17 protein-coding genes and 1 riboswitch are annotated in these 17,999 nt (G+C 42.1%); of the genes, 3 read left to right on the top strand and 14 right to left on the bottom strand.

Going from position 1 to position 17,999, the window contains the following annotated elements; translation table 11 throughout:
* Window positions 1–490 precede the first annotated feature (490 nt).
* Window positions 491–1,900, bottom strand: a complete 1,410-nt coding sequence (locus ACFQWC_RS16795) for an alanine/glycine:cation symporter family protein (protein WP_299742618.1) — start codon at window positions 1,898–1,900, stop codon at window positions 491–493.
* 226 nt (window positions 1,901–2,126) lie between these two features.
* On the opposite strand from ACFQWC_RS16795, the gene ACFQWC_RS16790 reads away from it, so the two are divergent.
* A complete protein-coding gene (locus ACFQWC_RS16790) occupies window positions 2,127–2,375 on the top strand; it encodes an alpha/beta-type small acid-soluble spore protein (protein ID WP_299741379.1) in 249 nt (82 codons plus the stop codon).
* Window positions 2,376–2,403: 28 nt separating this feature from the next.
* Here the strand turns inward: ACFQWC_RS16790 and ACFQWC_RS16785 are convergent, their stop codons facing one another.
* A complete protein-coding gene (locus ACFQWC_RS16785) occupies window positions 2,404–3,015 on the bottom strand; it encodes a uracil-DNA glycosylase (RefSeq protein ID WP_377108797.1) in 612 nt (203 codons plus the stop codon).
* A gap of 172 nt (window positions 3,016–3,187) precedes the next feature.
* On the opposite strand from ACFQWC_RS16785, the gene ACFQWC_RS16780 reads away from it, so the two are divergent.
* Complete coding sequence (locus ACFQWC_RS16780; RefSeq protein ID WP_341357293.1) at window positions 3,188–3,610, top strand: pyridoxamine 5'-phosphate oxidase family protein; 423 nt, start codon at window positions 3,188–3,190, stop codon at window positions 3,608–3,610.
* Between the two features lie 570 nt (window positions 3,611–4,180).
* Here the strand turns inward: ACFQWC_RS16780 and ACFQWC_RS16775 are convergent.
* The 10 genes from ACFQWC_RS16775 to ACFQWC_RS16730 all read right to left on the bottom strand — a co-directional run bounded on the left by ACFQWC_RS16775 (window position 4,181) and on the right by ACFQWC_RS16730 (window position 15,827).
* Window positions 4,181–5,962, bottom strand: coding sequence for an ABC transporter ATP-binding protein (locus ACFQWC_RS16775; protein ID WP_377108600.1), 1,782 nt, complete (start codon window positions 5,960–5,962; stop codon window positions 4,181–4,183).
* Window positions 5,955–7,643 carry an ABC transporter ATP-binding protein gene (locus tag ACFQWC_RS16770; protein WP_341357961.1) on the bottom strand — a complete coding sequence of 563 codons (1,689 nt, stop codon included), beginning with the start codon at window positions 7,641–7,643 and terminating at the stop codon, window positions 5,955–5,957. The genes ACFQWC_RS16775 and ACFQWC_RS16770 overlap by 8 nt, the downstream gene beginning before the upstream one ends.
* A gap of 227 nt (window positions 7,644–7,870) precedes the next feature.
* The gene (locus ACFQWC_RS16765) at window positions 7,871–9,439 is read right to left on the bottom strand and encodes a mechanosensitive ion channel (RefSeq protein WP_299741376.1); all 1,569 of its coding nucleotides are present in this window, start codon (window positions 9,437–9,439) and stop codon (window positions 7,871–7,873) included.
* 159 nt (window positions 9,440–9,598) lie between these two features.
* A complete protein-coding gene (locus ACFQWC_RS16760) occupies window positions 9,599–11,788 on the bottom strand; it encodes a beta-propeller domain-containing protein (protein ID WP_377108598.1) in 2,190 nt (729 codons plus the stop codon).
* A 160-nt stretch (window positions 11,789–11,948) separates the two neighbouring features.
* A complete protein-coding gene (locus ACFQWC_RS16755) occupies window positions 11,949–12,404 on the bottom strand; it encodes a threonine/serine exporter family protein (RefSeq protein ID WP_299741374.1) in 456 nt (151 codons plus the stop codon).
* Window positions 12,405–12,450: 46 nt separating this feature from the next.
* A complete protein-coding gene (locus ACFQWC_RS16750; RefSeq protein WP_044339230.1) occupies window positions 12,451–13,200 on the bottom strand; it encodes a threonine/serine exporter family protein in 750 nt (249 codons plus the stop codon).
* Between the two features lie 126 nt (window positions 13,201–13,326).
* Entirely contained in the window at window positions 13,327–13,974 is a 648-nt protein-coding gene (locus ACFQWC_RS16745; protein ID WP_299741373.1) for a DedA family protein, read from the bottom strand.
* A gap of 148 nt (window positions 13,975–14,122) precedes the next feature.
* Complete coding sequence (gene thiT, locus ACFQWC_RS16740; protein WP_299741372.1) at window positions 14,123–14,719, bottom strand: energy-coupled thiamine transporter ThiT; 597 nt, start codon at window positions 14,717–14,719, stop codon at window positions 14,123–14,125.
* A 69-nt stretch (window positions 14,720–14,788) separates the two neighbouring features.
* Window positions 14,789–14,887: riboswitch (TPP riboswitch) on the bottom strand.
* Window positions 14,888–14,970: 83 nt separating this feature from the next.
* Window positions 14,971–15,270 carry a hypothetical protein gene (locus ACFQWC_RS16735; RefSeq protein WP_299741371.1) on the bottom strand — a complete coding sequence of 100 codons (300 nt, stop codon included), beginning with the start codon at window positions 15,268–15,270 and terminating at the stop codon, window positions 14,971–14,973.
* Window positions 15,271–15,500: 230 nt separating this feature from the next.
* Window positions 15,501–15,827, bottom strand: a complete 327-nt coding sequence (locus ACFQWC_RS16730) for a thioredoxin family protein (protein WP_299741370.1) — start codon at window positions 15,825–15,827, stop codon at window positions 15,501–15,503.
* A gap of 132 nt (window positions 15,828–15,959) precedes the next feature.
* On the opposite strand from ACFQWC_RS16730, the gene ACFQWC_RS16725 reads away from it, so the two are divergent.
* Window positions 15,960–16,283 carry a YflT domain-containing protein gene (locus ACFQWC_RS16725; RefSeq protein ID WP_299741369.1) on the top strand — a complete coding sequence of 108 codons (324 nt, stop codon included), beginning with the start codon at window positions 15,960–15,962 and terminating at the stop codon, window positions 16,281–16,283.
* A 36-nt stretch (window positions 16,284–16,319) separates the two neighbouring features.
* On the opposite strand, the gene ACFQWC_RS16720 is transcribed toward ACFQWC_RS16725, so the two are convergent.
* Window positions 16,320–16,862: a histidine phosphatase family protein gene (locus ACFQWC_RS16720; protein WP_299741368.1), complete on the bottom strand. Its 543-nt coding sequence runs from the start codon at window positions 16,860–16,862 to the stop codon at window positions 16,320–16,322.
* 33 nt (window positions 16,863–16,895) lie between these two features.
* Window positions 16,896–17,711, bottom strand: coding sequence for a ZIP family metal transporter (locus ACFQWC_RS16715; protein WP_299741367.1), 816 nt, complete (start codon window positions 17,709–17,711; stop codon window positions 16,896–16,898).
* Window positions 17,712–17,999 lie beyond the last annotated feature (288 nt).

Below are 17,999 nucleotides of genomic sequence, written 5' to 3'. Positions count from 1 at the left end.
AAGGGTGAAATGGTGGACCATCACCACCACACCAGGCTTTTCCCGAAAGTGAATGGTATTATGCCTTTTGTGATTGGGGTATTTTTGAGCGGTTCTGTTTGGATCCTCAAATTCACCTATAATAATTTTTATCTTTATGTGCTTGTTAATTTTCTGGTCGATATGTTCTTTACATACCCATTTTACTCCTTATTCAAAAATCTTGGTGTATGGAACCTGATCCGTTTAAAGCAATACCAGTTAACTGTCCTGTTTTCCATTAAAGCATTGCTTATGTATGTATTTCAGAAATATGTCGGAGAACGGCTTTATTCTAAGATTGAGAGTCCTGTTTCAAAATAATGTGACTGTTTTATGAAAGGCTGTTTCCGTAAACGTTGTTGCTGTAAAAGGTAAGTGCTGGTTGATTTTCGCTACAGGTGCTCGTTTTCGCGAAAAGAACAATAAAAAAAACCTGTTGCCCATACAGGCATCAGGTTTTTTTGGTAGGTTAAGATGCATTTTCTTTATCTTCTACTTTATACTCTTGCTCCCAGAACTCTGCATTCTTGATACCGAGCTTTGTAGAGTTGAAGACTGGGTCAAGACCTTGCTTCTTCTGTTCTTCATAATCCTTGAGTGCTTTTAAAGCAGGTTTGGCCAGGATAAGGATGGCGATTAAGTTCAGCCATACCATGATTCCAAGACCAATATCACCCAACGCCCATGCTAAAGCGGCTTCTCTCACTGCTCCGTAGAATGTAGCAGCAAGCAGAACAAACTTTAAGATGGTCATCGCGACTTTTGAATTCTTACCTCTCAATAGGTAGGCAACATTCGTTTCCGCCATGTAGTAGTAAGCCATAATAGTTGTAAAAGCAAAGAAGAATAATGCAATCGCGACGAATGATGCTCCGAATCCAGGGATGACTGATTCAATCGCTGCCTGTGTATAACCAGGCCCCGCTTCGATGCCTTCTAAATTGTTCGCAAGCATGGTTCCATCAGGTGCTTCTGTGTTGAAGGATCCAGTAAACAAGATCATGAATGCTGTTGCCGAACAAACCAGAAGAGTATCGATGTAAACGGAGAACGCTTGAACCAGACCTTGTTTAGCAGGGTGGGACACTTCAGCTGCCGCTGCAGCATGCGGTCCTGTACCTTGACCTGCTTCGTTGGAATAGATTCCACGTTTCACTCCCCAAGACACAGCCATCCCGATGATTCCACCGAATGCTGAATCAAAGCCGAATGCACTCTTGAAGATAAGAGCAAAAACTGCCGGGATTTCAGTGATATTCATTCCTACAATGATAAGAGATAGAAGAATATAGGCAATCGCCATAAATGGGACTACGTAAGAAGCTACTCCAGCGATCCGTTTGACCCCACCGAAAATGATGACCCCGATTAACACGACAAGACCAATACCCGTTACCGTTGTGCTAAGACCGAATGCATTTTCAAGACCTAATGCGATGGAGTTTGATTGAATTCCAGGCATTAAAATACTCATTGCAAGCAATGTAGCAAGTGAGAATAGCACGGCATACCATTTCCAGCCGATCCCTTTTTCAATGTAATAGGCTGGCCCTCCACGGTATTCCCCATCCTGCTTCACTTTGTAAATTTGAGCAAGTGTGGACTCAATGAAGGCACTGCTTGCGCCGATGAATGCAATCGTCCACATCCAGAATACCGCCCCTGGACCACCGAAAGCGATGGCCGTTGCAGTACCGGCGATGTTCCCTGTCCCGACACGTCCTGATAACGACAGCGCCAAGGCCTGGAATGAAGACACACCTGCTTTGGAGCTACCACCCTTAAACATTTGAACCACCATATCTTTAATCAACCGGACTTGTAAAAACTTCGTTAAAATAGAAAATAATAATCCTACACCCAAACAGAAGTAAATCATGACCGGAGACCAAAGTATTCCTACCAACTTGCCAACTAATTCTTCCACGGCATTTCCCCCTTTTCTTTTTAAAAATAATCTAACTATTAAGAATTATATTTTATTTGACACAAATTAGACAATCTTTTTTTGTGACGAAATTTTCTTAAACGTGGAAAAACCCTTATATGTCAAGACTCTATACTCATAAAAAAATATTTGGGCAATCTAAAAAAGGGGTGATAATATGTCGAAACGAAAACTTCTTGTACCTGAATCCCGAGCTGCAATGGATCAATTAAAAGCCAAAGTTTCCGGTACGCAAGATCCCAAAGAAGCGAAATATGAAATTGCCAGAGAGCAAGGCATTCCTCTTCAAAGAGGATATAACGGAAAATTAACATCGGAGCAAGCAGGAAAAGTTGGCGGAAGGATTGGCGGTAACATGGTGAAGGAACTTGTGAGAATGGCTCAGGAGAATTTAAACAAGAATTAGCGTAAAGGAGGCTGACACTCCATAGATGTCAGCCTCCTTTATTATGACTTCTTCCCAGTATTTCTTTCAACTTATCCAGGTCTTTGTATATTTCTTTTTCTAAAGAGCGATTGTAGAAAATCGATGCAGGATGAAAGGTTGGAAAGATTGAGTAGCTTTCTTCACTCATGATCCACTCATTTGACTGAAGATCTTTCAACCTTCTGACTTTCGATTCAATTAACTGGCCGTGCGCTTGAGAAATGGTATAGCGTTTCCCCAGCAGCCTCTGTAACCCGATATTCCCCAATGTCACAAGCTGTTTTGGCTTAATATGCTGCAGCTCATAATCCAGAATGGGTGCATGTGCCAGCTGTTCCTTCAGATTCGGGGCCCTATTGTACTTCTTCTCTATGATCTCATCCCCTACTTTCTTAGGGACAACTTTATAAGGTCTGCTTCTGACCGACGAGGTAAAATATATATCTTCCCGTGGAACCTCTATATAACGAAAGAACTCATCCAGGACTTTTCCTGCCCGTCCGCTAAATGGCATTCCATTATGAATCTCGGTTTCACCCGGGGCTTCCCCGACAATCATGATCGTCGGCTTCACTGGGCCGCGTCCGTATACAAACCCCTCACAGGGATAGGGCTCCATCCTTTTCTTACAGATATCGACTAATTCTTCCGGTATCACGCTCATCATCCTTAGTTTCATTGTTATTTCCGTTATTCCCGGACAGCACCCCAATTACACATTCCCATGTTTATTTCACCTTAAGAAAAGGAATAGTATGGATATAAATGAACCATTAAAGGAGATGGATTGAGTGTCACAAGCTGAACTGAAACAACAAATCTTAAAAGTGCTCGATGAAAGCAAAGTAGGGACACTGGCAACGGTTAAAAATAATAAGCCTCATTCCCGTTATATGACGTTTTCTCATGATGACCTGACTCTGTATACGCCAACAAGCAAGGAAACACATAAGACAGATGAAATTGAGGACAATCCTAATGTACATATCCTTCTTGGTTACGAAGGAGAGGGGTATGGGGATACTTTCGTGGAAATCGAAGGTCGTGCCTCCATTGAAGAGTCCACTCATTATAAGGAAAAACTTTGGAATGACCATATGAAAAGATGGTTTGAAGGTCCGGACGACCCGAATTACATCGTCTTAAAAATTCAACCCACCGCCATCCGCTTAATGAATGACGATGAGGATTCGCCGCAGTCGCTTGAATTATAATCGAAATTCCCTTGACACGTTTTAATATTGATGTTATATTTATTTATTGTAACCTTGTAACATACATTGAAACGATAGAGAAGATAATTCGTAATTCTATTCTGTTTTGATTTAACAACTTATTCACACTGGATCGGCTTCGGAGCCGTTAGGATGTAAGAGAGGTAGGGCTTACGTCGTTTAGGTATATCAAACGACTCAAGGAATTGCCCGCGGCTGTTTATTATCTGCAAACAACGTTCAAGATATAAATATATTACTTGTGATGTTGCAAGTTACAGAGTTGCCTTTATCCGATTAAGGCAATATCAGAGGGATCGCTAACGGGATGATTAGCCCCTCTACAAGGTAATAACACCTCAAAAGTGCTGACTTTTGAGGTGTTTTTTTATGTTCTGGGTGAATGCAGTTCGTATCTCTCTCTGTTTCGCAGTCGATTTCCATTTTATTTTCAAAATCTCTACTTTTATTTTCAAATTTCGCATTATATTTTCAATTCCACCGATTTTACTTTCAAATCTAAGAATTTATTTTCAAAACCGGTATTCCCTCGCAAATTCACACAATCCATCAACTGCTCTCCTTCAGCTGACTATGAAACAAACCATGATAGAACCCTTTCTGCTTGAGAAGCTCATCATGAGAGCCCCGTTCAATGATTCTTCCTTGATCAAGGACCAGGATTTGATCAGCCTGTCGGATGGTATTGAGACGGTGGGCCACCACTACGCTCGTTCTTCCCATCATTAATCGTTTAAGAGCTTCCTGAATCTTCAGCTCTGTAATCGTATCGATGCTGCTCGTGGCTTCATCAAGTATAAGAATGGAAGGATTTGAAAGGATCGCTCTTGCAATCGATAATAATTGTTTTTGCCCCTGGCTGATTCCACTGCCATCATGTCTTAATAAAGTATCGTAGCCCTCTGGCATTTTTTCAATGAAGGAATGGGCATTGGCCAATTTAGCCGCTTCCCTTATTTCTTCATCCCCCGCATCGAGTCTGCCGTAGCGGATATTGTCTGCAATCGTTCCTTGAAACAAGAAGCTATCCTGCAGGACAAATCCCATCTGCTGACGAAGACTCTTTCGTTTAATGCTTTGGATGTTCTGGTCATCTATCTCAATGGTGCCATCATTCAGTTCATAGAAACGGGACAGTAGATTGGTAATCGTCGTTTTACCTGCTCCTGTCGGTCCGACCAATGCAACGGTTTCACCCGGTGTTATGGTGAAGGATACATCCTGAAGCGTTTGATCCCCTTTTTCATACGAGAAGGATACATGCTGAAATTCCACTTTCCCTTCAACGGAATCGATCTCCACGGCATCACCTTCATCCTTGGCCTCTTCCTCTTCGTCTAAAATTTGAAACACTCTCTCTGCACCGGCAATGGCAGATAATAACGTGTTATATTGGTTCGCTAGCTCATTCAACGGACGGGTGAATTGACGGGCATATTCAGCAAAGATCACAATCACTCCAATGGTTATCATGCCATTTAATGCGAAGACCCCTCCGACTCCGGCAATGACGGCAAAACTTAAATTGTTCAACACATTCATAAGCTTCGGAATAAACCCGGAATAGGTATCGGCCCAATACGCGGCCGTTCTCAACCGCTGATTTTTTTCTCCAAAGTCCTTTATGGCAGTGTCCTCACGGGAAAAGGTTTTAATAATACTATGACCTGAAATCGTCTCTTCTATATATCCGTTTAACTCACCGATATTTTGTTGATATTGTTTAAACAAACGTCCTGTCCTTTTCGTAATCCACTTCATACCGAGAACCATCAGAGGTACGATGGTCAACGTGATCAACGTTAGCAACGGACTTAGCAAGAGCATGATCGAGACAGTCCCCACCAACGTCAGGACACTGGAAATGATTTGAATGAACGAGCTATTCAATGTGGCACTCACATTATCAATATCATTTGTCACTCTGCTCATTAACTCCCCATGTTTCCGTTTATCAAAGAATGGGATCGATAGTTGATGCAATTGATGAAAAAGGTCCTTCCGCAAGCGGTAGACCGTATCCTGAGCCACACCGATCATCCAATAATTCTGGAACCATACGGAAAGGGAATGGAAGATGTACACGGCTATTAAACCTAAAACAAGCTCAATCAATCCGGAAGTCTCTTTCGTTACAATGTATTCATCAATCGCTTTCCCTACAAGGAAAGGTCCCAGAAGAGCTGCTGCTGAACTAATGAACACCATTAAAATCACGAGGTACAGGATCACTTTCATTTCGGAAAGGTAGTCCCAAAGACGACGCAGCGTCCCTCTTGCATCTTTCGCTTTATCGTTTTCCCCCAGTTTCTTTCGCATATGCCTAGACATGATGTATTTCCTCCTCTCCGAATTGAGATTGAAAAATCGCCTGATAGAGGGAGGAATCTTCTAATAGGGATGTATGGGTCCCTTCTCCGATTAACACTCCATCTTCAAGGAGCAGAATCGTATCAGATTCCATGGCCGTACTTATTTTCTGTGTAATGATCATCGTCGTACATTCGTATTGCTTCAGAGCTTGGAGTAATTTCGATTCTGTTTTCAAATCCAAAGCACTCGTGCTATCGTCCAGTAATAAAATCTTTGGTTTTCGAATGAGTGCTCTCGCAATCGACAGACGCTGTTTCTGTCCTCCTGAAAGATTGACCCCTTTTTGACCGAGAACTGTGTCATATCCATGAGGAAGATTCAGGATGGTCTCATGGATCTGGGCATCCTTTGCGGCTTGGATCATTTCTTCCCTGGTTGCATCTTCTTTTCCCCAGAGGAGGTTTTCGGATACGGATCCAGAAAACAATACCGCTTCCTGGGGCACGTACCCAATATTTTTCCTTACATGAGCCAAAGGGATGGACCGTATGCATTGACCATCCAGTTCAACAGACCCTTCCGTCGCATCGTACAGGCGGGGAATGAGTTGGAACAGTGATGTTTTGCCGGATCCCGTTGCTCCGAGGATCGAAACCGTTTCGCCAGCCTCCACTTTAAACGATACACCCTCAAGCACCTTGCCGCGGGTTGAAGGGTATTGAAACGACACATCTTTGAATGTAATCTCTCCGTTCACCACAGTGTTTTCCAGTCTGGCACCTTCTCCGTCTTTTAGATCTACCTCTGTTTGGAGAACTTCTTCTACCCGCCCGGCAGAAGCCCTTGCTCTTGAAAAACTTGTAATGATAAATGAGAAAATTGAAAAAACAGAAGAGATTCTCGTAACATAGGTGACGATCGCTACGACTTCTCCAACATTCGCCCCACCTGAGGCAACATCTATACTTCCGAACCACAAAACGGATAAGAGGGCAAGATTCATCACGAGCATCAGAAGAGGCATGATAATTTCCATGAAACGAAGAGCCCGGACAGTCCGATCCTTCAAATCTTCATTTGCACCATGAAATCGGCCTTCTTCATATTTGCTTCGTGTATAAGCTTTAATTAACCTCATCCCGGAGAGGTTTTCCTTCATGACCTCGTTTACTTTGTCGAGACGGGATTGAACTCTTTCAAAAAGGCTCCATCCACGTTTCAGGACCCATATCAGGAACATCCATAAAACCGGAATCACGATTAATAAAATAAGGGCCAGACGGACATTGACGATAAGTGCCATGATCGCTGATCCGACAACAAGCAGCGGGGCTCTTAGCATAATACGTAAGCTCATGAAGATGGTATTCTGCAGCTGCCTTACGTCATTGGTCATCCTGGTGATCAAGGATGACGTCGGAAGCTTATGAAAGCTTGCAAAGGAAAATGACTGAACCTTTTTATATAAGCTTTCCCGTACATCATAGCCAAATCCCTGACTCGTATGAGCGGCGAAAAATGAATTCGTCACGCCTGAAATAAACGCGAGGAGAGACATCCCCACCATGATGAAGCCCCATTTCATCACCACGTCCAAGTCTCCATTCATAATGCCTTCATCAATAATCCGTGCCATAAACAGCGGATTTAATAATTCAACAGCAAGCTCTACCAGCATTAAACTCCAGGCAACCGCCATGGCAACACGGTAAGGCTTTAAAAAACGTATGACCTTCAAATGAACACCCCTCTTACATTAAACTTCCATTATGTATATATATGTATCATCATATCGTTTTTTTATACCGGGTGGTAGTTGGAAGTGTTCATGCAGAAGCTGAAGGTCATTTCCGTGGGATTTATCGAATCCACCATTATCCCCTAACAAAAACCACACGATCTAAAAGAATCGTGTGGTTTTTACACTTATTGATTAAAAGGTGGTGTATCTGTACCACCATTATTAGGTCTGTTCTTTTCTTCTTCAATTTTCCGATCGAGTTTAGATAGATATTTTTGTGCAAAGTCCTTTCCACCCAGACCAAAGGCCAAACCGAAGGCTAGTGCCAGTCCACCCAGAATCAGCATGAATGCAATATTGACGATGGAATCAGCTACTTTTAATTGATCCAAGGCCATAAAGAAGCTCAAGGCAATGATTGCATATTTCGTGATGGTCGATAGTACTTGGAAGTTATCACTCAATACATTGGATATGATGCTCTTGACCAAGTTACCTAAGTATAAGCCTGCCCCAAGAATGACGATGGCTGCCAATACATGTGGTAAATACGCAAGGACACCCGTTGCCAGAGCGACCAGGAATTCCAATCGCACAATTTCCAGGGCTTCTACAACAAATAGGAAAACAATGATAATTTGAACCACTCTACCTACAAGCCCTGATAGATTCATATAGGATGAGCCCGTTGGTTCATACGGATTCTTATTGACGTTCATACGTCCAATACCCATATTACGTAATAGAGAATTGAATCCTACCCGGTTCAATAAACGGGCAACCATGGCTCCAACCCATTTACCAACCCAGATTCCTGCAAGAATGAGTAGAATTGCAATCGCAATATTCGGAAGCATCACAAGGACCTGATTCAGCATGTTAATCGCCGGTTCTGAAATCCCGCGAATGTCCAGCTGATCCAATGCAGAAATGGTAACCGGAATCATAATGAGCACGAATATGATCGTACCAATGACCGATGAAACCGTTGTTCCTTGAAAGAGCTTGCCAATGCCGAATCGTTCAGCGACTCTCTCTGTTCCAATCGCCTGTAAAAAGTTCGTGACGATATCCCGGACGATTTTGGCTACAAACCAGCCAACAAGGAGAATGATAGCTGCGGCAAACAGTTTAGGAATAAACCCTAGGAAGTTTTGGAGCATTTCCGTGAAAGGCCCTGAAACCCCTGTGATATTAAGAGCTGCTAACACTCCCGGTAAGAATATGAGAAGCACGAGATAGAATACAATTCTAGCAGCCGTATAGACGTATCGATGGACATCATTTTCATCTTTTGCTAATTTAGATCTTACCAGCGTGCTTTTAACTGCAGGTCTCGTACCCAGTTTCTCAATCAATACCTTCAGTACAGATGCAACAATCCATGCAAATAATAGAATGAGTGCTGCTTTTAATACATTCGGAATCGCTGCCGCCATCGTACTCAACATACCGACTAAAGGTGAAGCAATGAAGTTCAAGTCAAGCATATTGAAGAAGGCAATAAACACAAACACAAGCAGAATAAAGTACACAATTTTACTAATGACTTTCTCCGATGTCCATTTCCGTTCTCCGTTCCTGCTGCCAAAATAAAGGTTATCATCGATCTTCACCCGTTTTAATATTCCGTAAACGGCTTTTTCAACAGCCTTAGCAATGATCCATCCGATCAATAACACTAATAGAGCTAATAACAGATCAGGAAGCTTCCCTAAGTACCCGTACCATTCTTGCGTTATATCATTGTTCATTCGATGTTCTCCCTTCAATTATGGAAATTGTATAATGCTAATAGTTATCTACCCAAAGATTTTTTTTCAAAACCTGACAAAAAAAGATAGTCTATTTGATTCACCAAGGAGTCTTAAGTAATAGAAAACCCTTAAGGCAAAGCGCCTTAAGGGTTTTCATCACGGGAGGTCAATCGCGTTTTCTTTAATGAAATCATCTAAAGAGTAAGCAGTCACTCTCTTATGTGATACTGTATACAGCTGATCATCAATATATAGGAGTCTTTGAATCTGGTCTTCCCACTGTTCGTAATATTCTTTGTGTTTGTTTTCTTCTTCTGTGAGCTGAGACTTTAAGACGATTCCTTTTTCAGGTGTGATTTCATACAGGATTGCGCCTTGATAGTCAAAATCCAGTTCATGCCGGCTTCCTTCTTTTTCATGATAAACAGAAATGGGAAAGCCATATAGATTTCGTGAAGGTTCATGAAGCAGTGCTTTGTGATCGTCCAACAAATATGAGTGAGTACCCTGTCCCCCTATTATTTCAGTATCCGTCTCCTTTGGCTGCTGAAAGTCTGTAATATCGAATAATGAGATCTTCATTCCTTGTCGAACGATTCTGGGTTCCTCATTGGTTGCTTTGTCATCGTGCACCACTTTCGTATCAAACCCAAACCCGATGAGGTGATGTTCGTCAATGGGGTGAAGATAGGTGCTAAAACCCGGAATCTTCAGCTCCCCCAGAACCTTTGGAGCTTTCGGATCTGCCGTATCGATGACAAAAAGGGGATCGACTTGTTTAAAGGTCACCATATATGCCTTATCTCCCATAAACCTGACAGAATAGATTTGTTCTCCCCTGGCTAAATCCGTTACTTCCCCAACATTCTTCATGTTTTCATCCAAAATATAGAGAGCGTTGGATGAAGGGGAGTCACTGTTCCACACCTCCCCTTTTGTCGTTGCAATCCGAAAGTAACCTTTATGTTCATCCATGGAAAATTGATTTAACACCCTTCCTTCTACCTGACCTGATGAAGCATATTCAATCTTTCCATCACTTACGGAAAATTTATAAATCTCCGTGTTTGAAGAGGTCCATTTTTTCATAGCATCTTCATTGTATTTTTCTACAGCCACATAAAGATTATTTTTAGACATATACACTTTATCGCCGCTTCCAAGATAGGATTGAACGTTTAGAGAAGCCTTTGGATCTTCCATATTCATTCCCGTCAATAAGGTATAGTTTGGGGACTGAGACTGTGGAAAGTACTTAATATCTTCTATTGGAAGGGGTGTCGTTTCACCACCTGATAAACTATCTTTCACACGGGGTCTCAGATCAGGATTCCCCCCCTGTTCAAGCATCCAGTAGTTTGGATACAGATTCGAAATCAAATATACAGTGGAATCAATCTTCCTGGACGTTACATATTGACCTTCAAGCTCAACATGCCTGAGAAGGGATGGTTTGGCTTTGTCCGAGATATCATAAAGAAGCGCAACGGTCGTTCCGTCTACAGGCATAGTGGAAGCAATTGACTCTTGTTTACCCTCTTGAAAATGGACAGGCGACCAGCTATTCCCGATGACGAGCAGCTTATCCTTCTGTAGAAACAGATGATGCGGCTGCATATTTTCTTTATAGCTGGTAGAGGATACCACTTTCATTTCTTTCACAGGATTTGCCTTTGTAATCAGCAGCCTGCGGTCGGTTAATTGGTAAATATAGCTTCCATCGGTCTTCACGATATCCCCTTCGTCAACTCCTTTAACCTGATTATTCGTTTCAGAAAAATTGGATTCCGATTGAGACGACTCCCCAGCTGCACTATCTTCCGATGATTTGGACTCCATATTCCCTTCTCTTCCGAACAGAGAAAACTCCGTATCTTCCTTATTTTTCTTTAACATTCGTTTAAAATAGTTCGTTAGTTCTTCCTTGGATTGAATACTGGGTAGTTTAGAGGTGACAGAAAAGGGTATTTCTGTATCTCCATCATAAGAAAAACCCCATTTGGTTTTCACTTTAGGAGAAATATGAAGTGTATACTGGTGTGGATCAGAAGGATATCCTTCTGGCGGTGCTTGAATTTGCAGTGTCTTTCGATTTTCATCCACCTTCAAGGAGACATTGATCCTCTCTCCATTGGAGTCTTCTACATAAATGTTCTGGGGCGTCACCGTTTCCTTATTCAGGGCCGTTGAAAATTGCAGATTCCATGAGTTATTCTCCATCACGAGAAGGTCGCCCTCCATCTTCCCCTCGGCCTTCACGACAGGTCTTTGACTATACACAAACGTTCCAAGTGCTACCAGCAACATAATACCAGCAATGATGAGCAGATACGATTTCTTACTCATGCTATGACCCTCCTATATGTTCTATTTGTTGATTAGACGTCAGGAGAGAGAAAATGTTACATGGGGTGTGAGTTTGCAGGGGATTCATTACGCCCGACTTTGTTCCTGTTCTCTGCTGAAGCCAATAAAAAAAGACCCCACAAAAGTAAGGTCCGTCCCTCTATCTCATTCGCCTTGCACTTACGTTCAGCCGAGCGTTTCGGATGACTTGGTTGATGACTTCTGAGAAGATGAGTCCGATGGCGATGGAGCCTGAAATCATAAAAGCTTTAGCTGCCAGGTTGATGGCGGCATTGTAATCGTTTTGAACAAAATTTCTCATGGCATCGTACGCCAGTCCTCCAGGTACAAGAGGTATAATGCCGGCTACAGAGAAGATGATGACCGGGGTTTTATACATTTTCGCAAACACCTGACTGATCACGGCCACGACAAAGGATGCAAGTAACGTCGCAAGTACCGCATCGGCGTCGTTTAAACTCATTACTATGTAGATGATCCAGCCTAACATTCCAACAATTCCGCATTTGAAAAGGGACTGCTTTGGAGCATTGAAGATAATCCCGAATGCAGCAGCGGAGATGAAGCTGGTCACTAATTGTTCTATGATGAGCATTCCCTTTTCACCTCATTCTTTTTTCCTAATACTAAACAAAGTCACCCTACGTCAGAGTGAAAACTACGGCAATACCCGTCCCGATGGCAAACGCCGTTAAAAAAGCTTCTGCTCCCTTCGATAAACCCGACACCAAATGCCCTGCCATTAAGTCCCGGACGGCATTGGTAATGAGGAGCCCGGGAACCAGAGGCATCACTGATCCAATAATAATCTTATCCAGCTCCTGTCCGACTCCAAGCTGGACGAACCCATAGGAAAGCATTCCGATAATAAAGGAAGCGAGAAACTCGGCGAAGAATTTAATGGGCACGAGTCGATGAAAATAGATCAGGCTCGTAAACCCGACTCCACCAGCGAAAAGCGCAGGAATGAAGTCATTCCACATTCCCTGGAACATGATGAGAAAACATCCGCTTGCAATCGAAGCGGCCAATACCTGAATCACAAAGGAATAAGAAAGATCAGATTGATCAAGCTTTTCCAAAGCATTGTATGCTTCTTCAAGGGTGAGATGACCCTTACTGATTTGCCTTGAAATACTATTCACTAGGGTTACTTTTTCAAGATCGGTAGACCGTTCGTTTATTCGAATAAGCTTCGTTTTCGTTGGTTCAGACGTTTCAATCGAGAAGATGATCCCTGTTGGTGTAACATAGCTGTGAGATTCTGAAATCCCATAAGAAGCGGCGATCCGCATCATCGTATCCTCTACGCGATACGTTTCTGCACCACTTTGCAGCATGATCTTACCCGCCAGCAAACTTACCTCCATAATGTCATATCTTCTTATCATTTTTGCTTCCAATATAGATCTCTCCACACGTGCTATTTTTTGAATAGGTCTAGTTTATAGGAAAGAATGGGTGTAAGCAATGAGGAAGGGGATGATTTTACGAAGATTTAATCTGCGTAGAGGGTTTTAGGATTGAGTTTTTTTGTAACTTGACGAAAATTTTTCAGTCTCCGAATCTTTACTAATCATCCTTCTATTCCCTTTTCTCTTCCTTTTAAAGAGAATGTACAAAACAGTTACCAGCACAAATCCTGTTAGAACCAACAGTTGATATTCTTCTACCAACCCCAAGATCACTTCTCTATCACCATCATAGAACTTGCCTATACTTAAGAAAAAAAAGGTAGACGGAGCTATCCCAAGCATAGTAAGGAGAGAATACACTTTCAAATCCATTTTTGCCATGCCTGCCATGAAGGGGATGATATTTCCTAAATGAAGGGGACTTGCAATTGCTACGCTCCAGATTCCGTAACGGTTGAACTTTTCCTGAGCTTCTTTGAGCTTCTTCCGTTTTTCAGGTTTCAACCTTGCCTCAAGCTTCGCACCTAATTTTGAACTGATAAAATAAGGAATATAGCTACCCGCTGTATAAAGAAAGCTTCCTATTAGAGAAAGCACTCCTATCTCCATCCACGTTAATTCTAAAATAAATCCCATTGTTACGATGAAAAAAGTGCCCACAAAAGGGAAAGCACTTCCTTCAATAAATAGAGAAAGCAATACACCCCATATCCCCCACTCTGCCGAATAATTTGCCATGATTTCTTCCATCGAGGTCACTCCTATATGAACGAATAACTTAAGTATAAAAAAATCACCAACATGCAAACAGAAGCCGTAGAAGTAAATACTTCTAAGACCTGGGATGTATTTTCATAGAAAAAAGACCAGCCTCTTTATAGTGACCGGTCCAAATAACTTAGGATGCCTTTCGGTTGCTTTCTTGAGGAGATACCCTTACTTTGATCAATCTTGGCACTGTGTTGAGTACGATCAGCAGAGCGATTGAACAAAGAAGAGCTGAGCCCAACATGGTGATTCCGTTTGCTGCTAATGAAAAAAGTAGCGGCGACATGCCTTTTGGCGCATATTCTGCAAAGAAGACATATCCTGCGATGAAGTGCCAAAAATATCGACCCAGACTACCTAAAAACGTAGCAGCCACTACCCACATGACCGCTCTAGTTCGACGGTTACTTCTTACTGAGGATTGGATCTTACCGGAAAAGAATCCGGCAAGACCGATAAAGGCAAAGGCGATGAAATATTCAATTACCATTTGCACTGGAGTCGCAATCCAAGCGTCACCCAAGGCAATCTGCAATAGGCCCCATACAAATCCAGCCAGTATACCAGCCTTCCATCCTCTTCGATATGACAATAGAAAAATAGGAACCATTGCTATCGAAATGGAGATACTGGGTGATAGCTTAATAGAAGGAAGCATATCAAGGATAACGGCGAATGCCGCCATCAATGAGGCTTCAAGTAAAACGACAAGACGCATGTTTTTCATAAAAGAATCCCCCTTGTAAGATGAAACGAAACCATAAGGGGGCTGAATGTAAAAGGAAAAATAAGCCATGCTGCTTACTATCCACATCCCTACGCTAGTACTAACTAACAGGTTCAGAGGGTCAGAACAGATTGTTCACTCTCAGCTTTCGCTCCCCTTGTGGTAACGTTTATAAAGTTGTTTGGTTTTATTATACATGAAGAATGAAATGATAAAAGATAGATAGGTTCACTCTTTAACTTCGCTATTGATTAAGGTGACTCATTAAGAGGATCGTGAAGTATGATGACGGGCATTGACTTAGGGGTAACCATGAATCCATAGACTTTTCCGTCCTTGTCCTTATACGCTACAGAATAATCTCCAAACTGGGGTGAGAATTCGACGTTCTGGTATTCGAGGTCCAGATCTTGATACTTCAGGCTGATATACAGGTTAGTGGCAATTCTTGCTGTCAAGTGTTGTACACTGGAAATCCGGTTGGCTACTATTATGAGGATGATTGCTAAACCAAGTAACATGACTTTCTTTGTCCTGGACAATCTGATCATTCATCAAGCCCCCTTTTATTTCTTCATGACTACTATACTCGTATACTCTCTATTATATACCTATTCACCGAACCATGACAAAAGAGCTACTTTTTTAGCAGCTCTTTTTCATTGTCTATAATCCCCAACTTAAAACAGCTCTCGATTTTTAATTTTCACAGTATTAAACAACCGTTTAATACTGTAAACTTTGACAAACCAACAACTTTCACGCTTAATCAAACGTTTGTTTAGTTGTCTAACATCTTCACCAGACGGGACATTTGGGTATGTAACTCATCGATTGGAACGAATCGGGCCTTCCTGAACATTTCTTTTCCATCTACAAATACGATGACCACCGGCACAGTAAAGATAGAGAACCCACCAGCTATTTCCGGTATTTCCCCTGCATCGGCATGAATGGACTTTACATCTTGAAACTCTTCCAGCACCCCTTTCACTTGGGGCAGTAGAGCGTGACAAACAGAGCAATTGGGTCTGGATATGTATAGTAACACCATCTTTTCTCCTGCCAGAGTAGCATTGATAGTTTCTAAAGAATGAACTTCTTCCATATCTAACCGTCTCCCTTCTTTCATTACACACACTAGTAATATGTATACCCACATATTCAAAGGTTTACTAATAGGAACCCGCGGGAAAAGATAAACGACGACAAAATAATTTGAAAAATGGAGGAGATTGAATTGAAACCGACTGTTAAGGAATTTTATGACGATAAGGAATTAATTACAGAAGTTGAAAAGCTTTCTTCTCAAGGTATCGACAAACACAATCTTTATGTATTATCCCATGATGATGACCGGACGGACAGAGTCGCTGATCGGGCTGACGCCAATGAGATCGGTGTTAAGGAAACAGGCATCGGGACTGCAGTAGGGAACATGATTCTGAATAAAGGCGACGAACTCCGAAACAAGCTGATGGAAGTTGGATTTTCCCACGCAGAAGCGGATCAGTACGAAGGAAAGCTCGATGAAGGAAAGATATTATTGATTGTTAAGAACTGACCTTATTGAACAATGACTTAGGATGATTCCCCGGAATCATCCTTTTTTGTCTTGAAAAACATATAGCTTCCCGTTTGCTGGTCTTCTAAACTTAGGGCCATTAAACCCTCGTTTAATCAGCTCTTTTCTCATAAACATCATAATCCCGCCATGCCCAACAATGAGAACGTCCTCACCCTCATGTATGATCGCTTCGACAATCCTGTTGATTCTTTTAAGGATTTCATTCTTACTTTCAGGCTGAGAACGATGATTAAACCACCAGGCTACCCGGATCATAAACAAATGTAAAAACAGAGGAAGCTTTCTCTTGTAATTGAATAAGGGAGATAGTCTGATTTCACGTAGTTCCTTCAACGATACGATATCCCCGGCATAGACTTTTCGAGCAGTTACTTCTGCCCTGGTTAAGTCACTTGCGTAGCACTTCTTCCATTCAATATCATGAAGATCAACCTCATTCTCTTCTACATCAGACTCATCGTACTCTTCTACCCACTTCATTAGTTCTTCGGATGTTACAAATCTTTCAGGGTATCCTCTTTTTACTTTAAAATGCCTTACGAGACCAATCTTCACATTTTCACCCCCTTCACTACCATTATACTTTTATTAACCCAACGATACGTCCAGAATCATCATTACAACAAATCCCAACATGAGTCCCAATGTGGCCAAGTCTGTACTTCCAGAGGATTGAGACTCTGGGATCAGCTCTTCCACTACTACGAAAATCATTGCCCCTGCAGCAAAAGCAAGTGCGTAAGGAAGCAATGGCTGCACTAATAGGACAGCAGCTGCACCAACTACGGCAGCAATGGGCTCAACGATAGCTGAAAGCTGACCATAGTTGAAGGACCTCAGACGTGACATCCCTTCTCCGCGCAATGGAATAGAAAGGGCCGCCCCTTCAGGCATATTCTGAATACCAATTCCGATCGCGAGCCCGATCGCCCCTACCAATGTTGCGTCACCAAGTCCCATTGACGCTGCCCCAAAAGCCACACCGATGGCTAAACCTTCGGGAATGTTATGAAGGGTAATCGCAAGAAATAGTAAGGTTGATTTTTTAAATTTAGTCGGAGGTCCCTCCGCTTTTTCTGCTGAGTTCCCTAAGTGTAAATGAGGTACGACAAAATCTAATAGTCGAATGAAAAGGCCGCCAAGCAAAAAACCGATTGCAGGAGCGAGCCACGGAATCTGACCGTTTTGTTCACTGAACTCTATTGATGGAGCAAGAAGTGACCAAAACGATGCTGCTATCATGACACCTGCAGCAAACCCAAGCATCATGTTCAGAGTATGCTTTTCTATTTTGGTAAAGAAAAAAACCGTCGCGGCCCCCAGTGCGGTTAATCCCCATGTCAATGTACCGCCAAAAAGTGCCTGGACGGCTGGGTTGAATCCACTTAACCAATCTAAGAACATAACCGACCCTCTCCTCCGATCAAAAATTTTAATACCACCATTTTGCATCAAGGAAACTTTCTTTGTCAAAGGAAATGTCATCTTTACCATGCTTTATCACTTTTCTATATATATGTTATTCATCTCAGTTTGTGTTTGTATCATTCTTTTTACTCCCAAACCTGGAGTCCTTATTCACAAAAGTCAAAGTGAATACCACACTTACCAGCTTTTCAAGAATATTTTCATTTCCCCTCTTCCCAAACTGGTAGAACTTGTTATATACTTTAACTGTATTAAGACACATAG

The sequence above is a fragment of the Rossellomorea sp. GCM10028870 genome, from assembly GCF_042666755.1.
In the GTDB taxonomy this organism is placed as follows: Bacteria; Bacillota; Bacilli; order Bacillales; family Bacillaceae_B; genus Rossellomorea.
This window is presented reverse-complemented; position numbering and strand designations above follow the sequence as displayed.

Excerpts from the sequence above, each read along its gene's own strand:
- ACFQWC_RS16775 (WP_377108600.1), bottom strand. The coding sequence starts at position 5,962 with ATGTCTAGGCATATGCGAAAGAAACTGGGGGAAAACGATAAAGCGAAA.
- ACFQWC_RS16765 (WP_299741376.1), bottom strand. The coding sequence starts at position 9,439 with ATGAACAATGATATAACGCAAGAATGGTACGGGTACTTAGGGAAGCTT.
- ACFQWC_RS16745 (WP_299741373.1), bottom strand. The coding sequence starts at position 13,974 with ATGGAAGAAATCATGGCAAATTATTCGGCAGAGTGGGGGATATGGGGT.
- ACFQWC_RS16760 (WP_377108598.1), bottom strand. The coding sequence starts at position 11,788 with ATGAGTAAGAAATCGTATCTGCTCATCATTGCTGGTATTATGTTGCTG.
- thiT (WP_299741372.1), bottom strand. The coding sequence starts at position 14,719 with ATGAAAAACATGCGTCTTGTCGTTTTACTTGAAGCCTCATTGATGGCG.
- ACFQWC_RS16795 (WP_299742618.1), bottom strand. The coding sequence starts at position 1,900 with ATGATTTACTTCTGTTTGGGTGTAGGATTATTATTTTCTATTTTAACG.
- ACFQWC_RS16790 (WP_299741379.1), top strand. The coding sequence starts at position 2,127 with ATGTCGAAACGAAAACTTCTTGTACCTGAATCCCGAGCTGCAATGGAT.
- ACFQWC_RS16735 (WP_299741371.1), bottom strand. The coding sequence starts at position 15,270 with ATGATCAGATTGTCCAGGACAAAGAAAGTCATGTTACTTGGTTTAGCA.
- ACFQWC_RS16715 (WP_299741367.1), bottom strand. The coding sequence starts at position 17,711 with ATGTTCTTAGATTGGTTAAGTGGATTCAACCCAGCCGTCCAGGCACTT.
- ACFQWC_RS16730 (WP_299741370.1), bottom strand. The coding sequence starts at position 15,827 with ATGGAAGAAGTTCATTCTTTAGAAACTATCAATGCTACTCTGGCAGGA.
- ACFQWC_RS16785 (WP_377108797.1), bottom strand. The coding sequence starts at position 3,015 with ATGGAGCCCTATCCCTGTGAGGGGTTTGTATACGGACGCGGCCCAGTG.
- ACFQWC_RS16770 (WP_341357961.1), bottom strand. The coding sequence starts at position 7,643 with ATGGCGGTTGCCTGGAGTTTAATGCTGGTAGAGCTTGCTGTTGAATTA.
- ACFQWC_RS16755 (WP_299741374.1), bottom strand. The coding sequence starts at position 12,404 with ATGCTCATCATAGAACAATTAGTGACCAGCTTCATCTCCGCTGCTGCA.
- ACFQWC_RS16750 (WP_044339230.1), bottom strand. The coding sequence starts at position 13,200 with ATGATAAGAAGATATGACATTATGGAGGTAAGTTTGCTGGCGGGTAAG.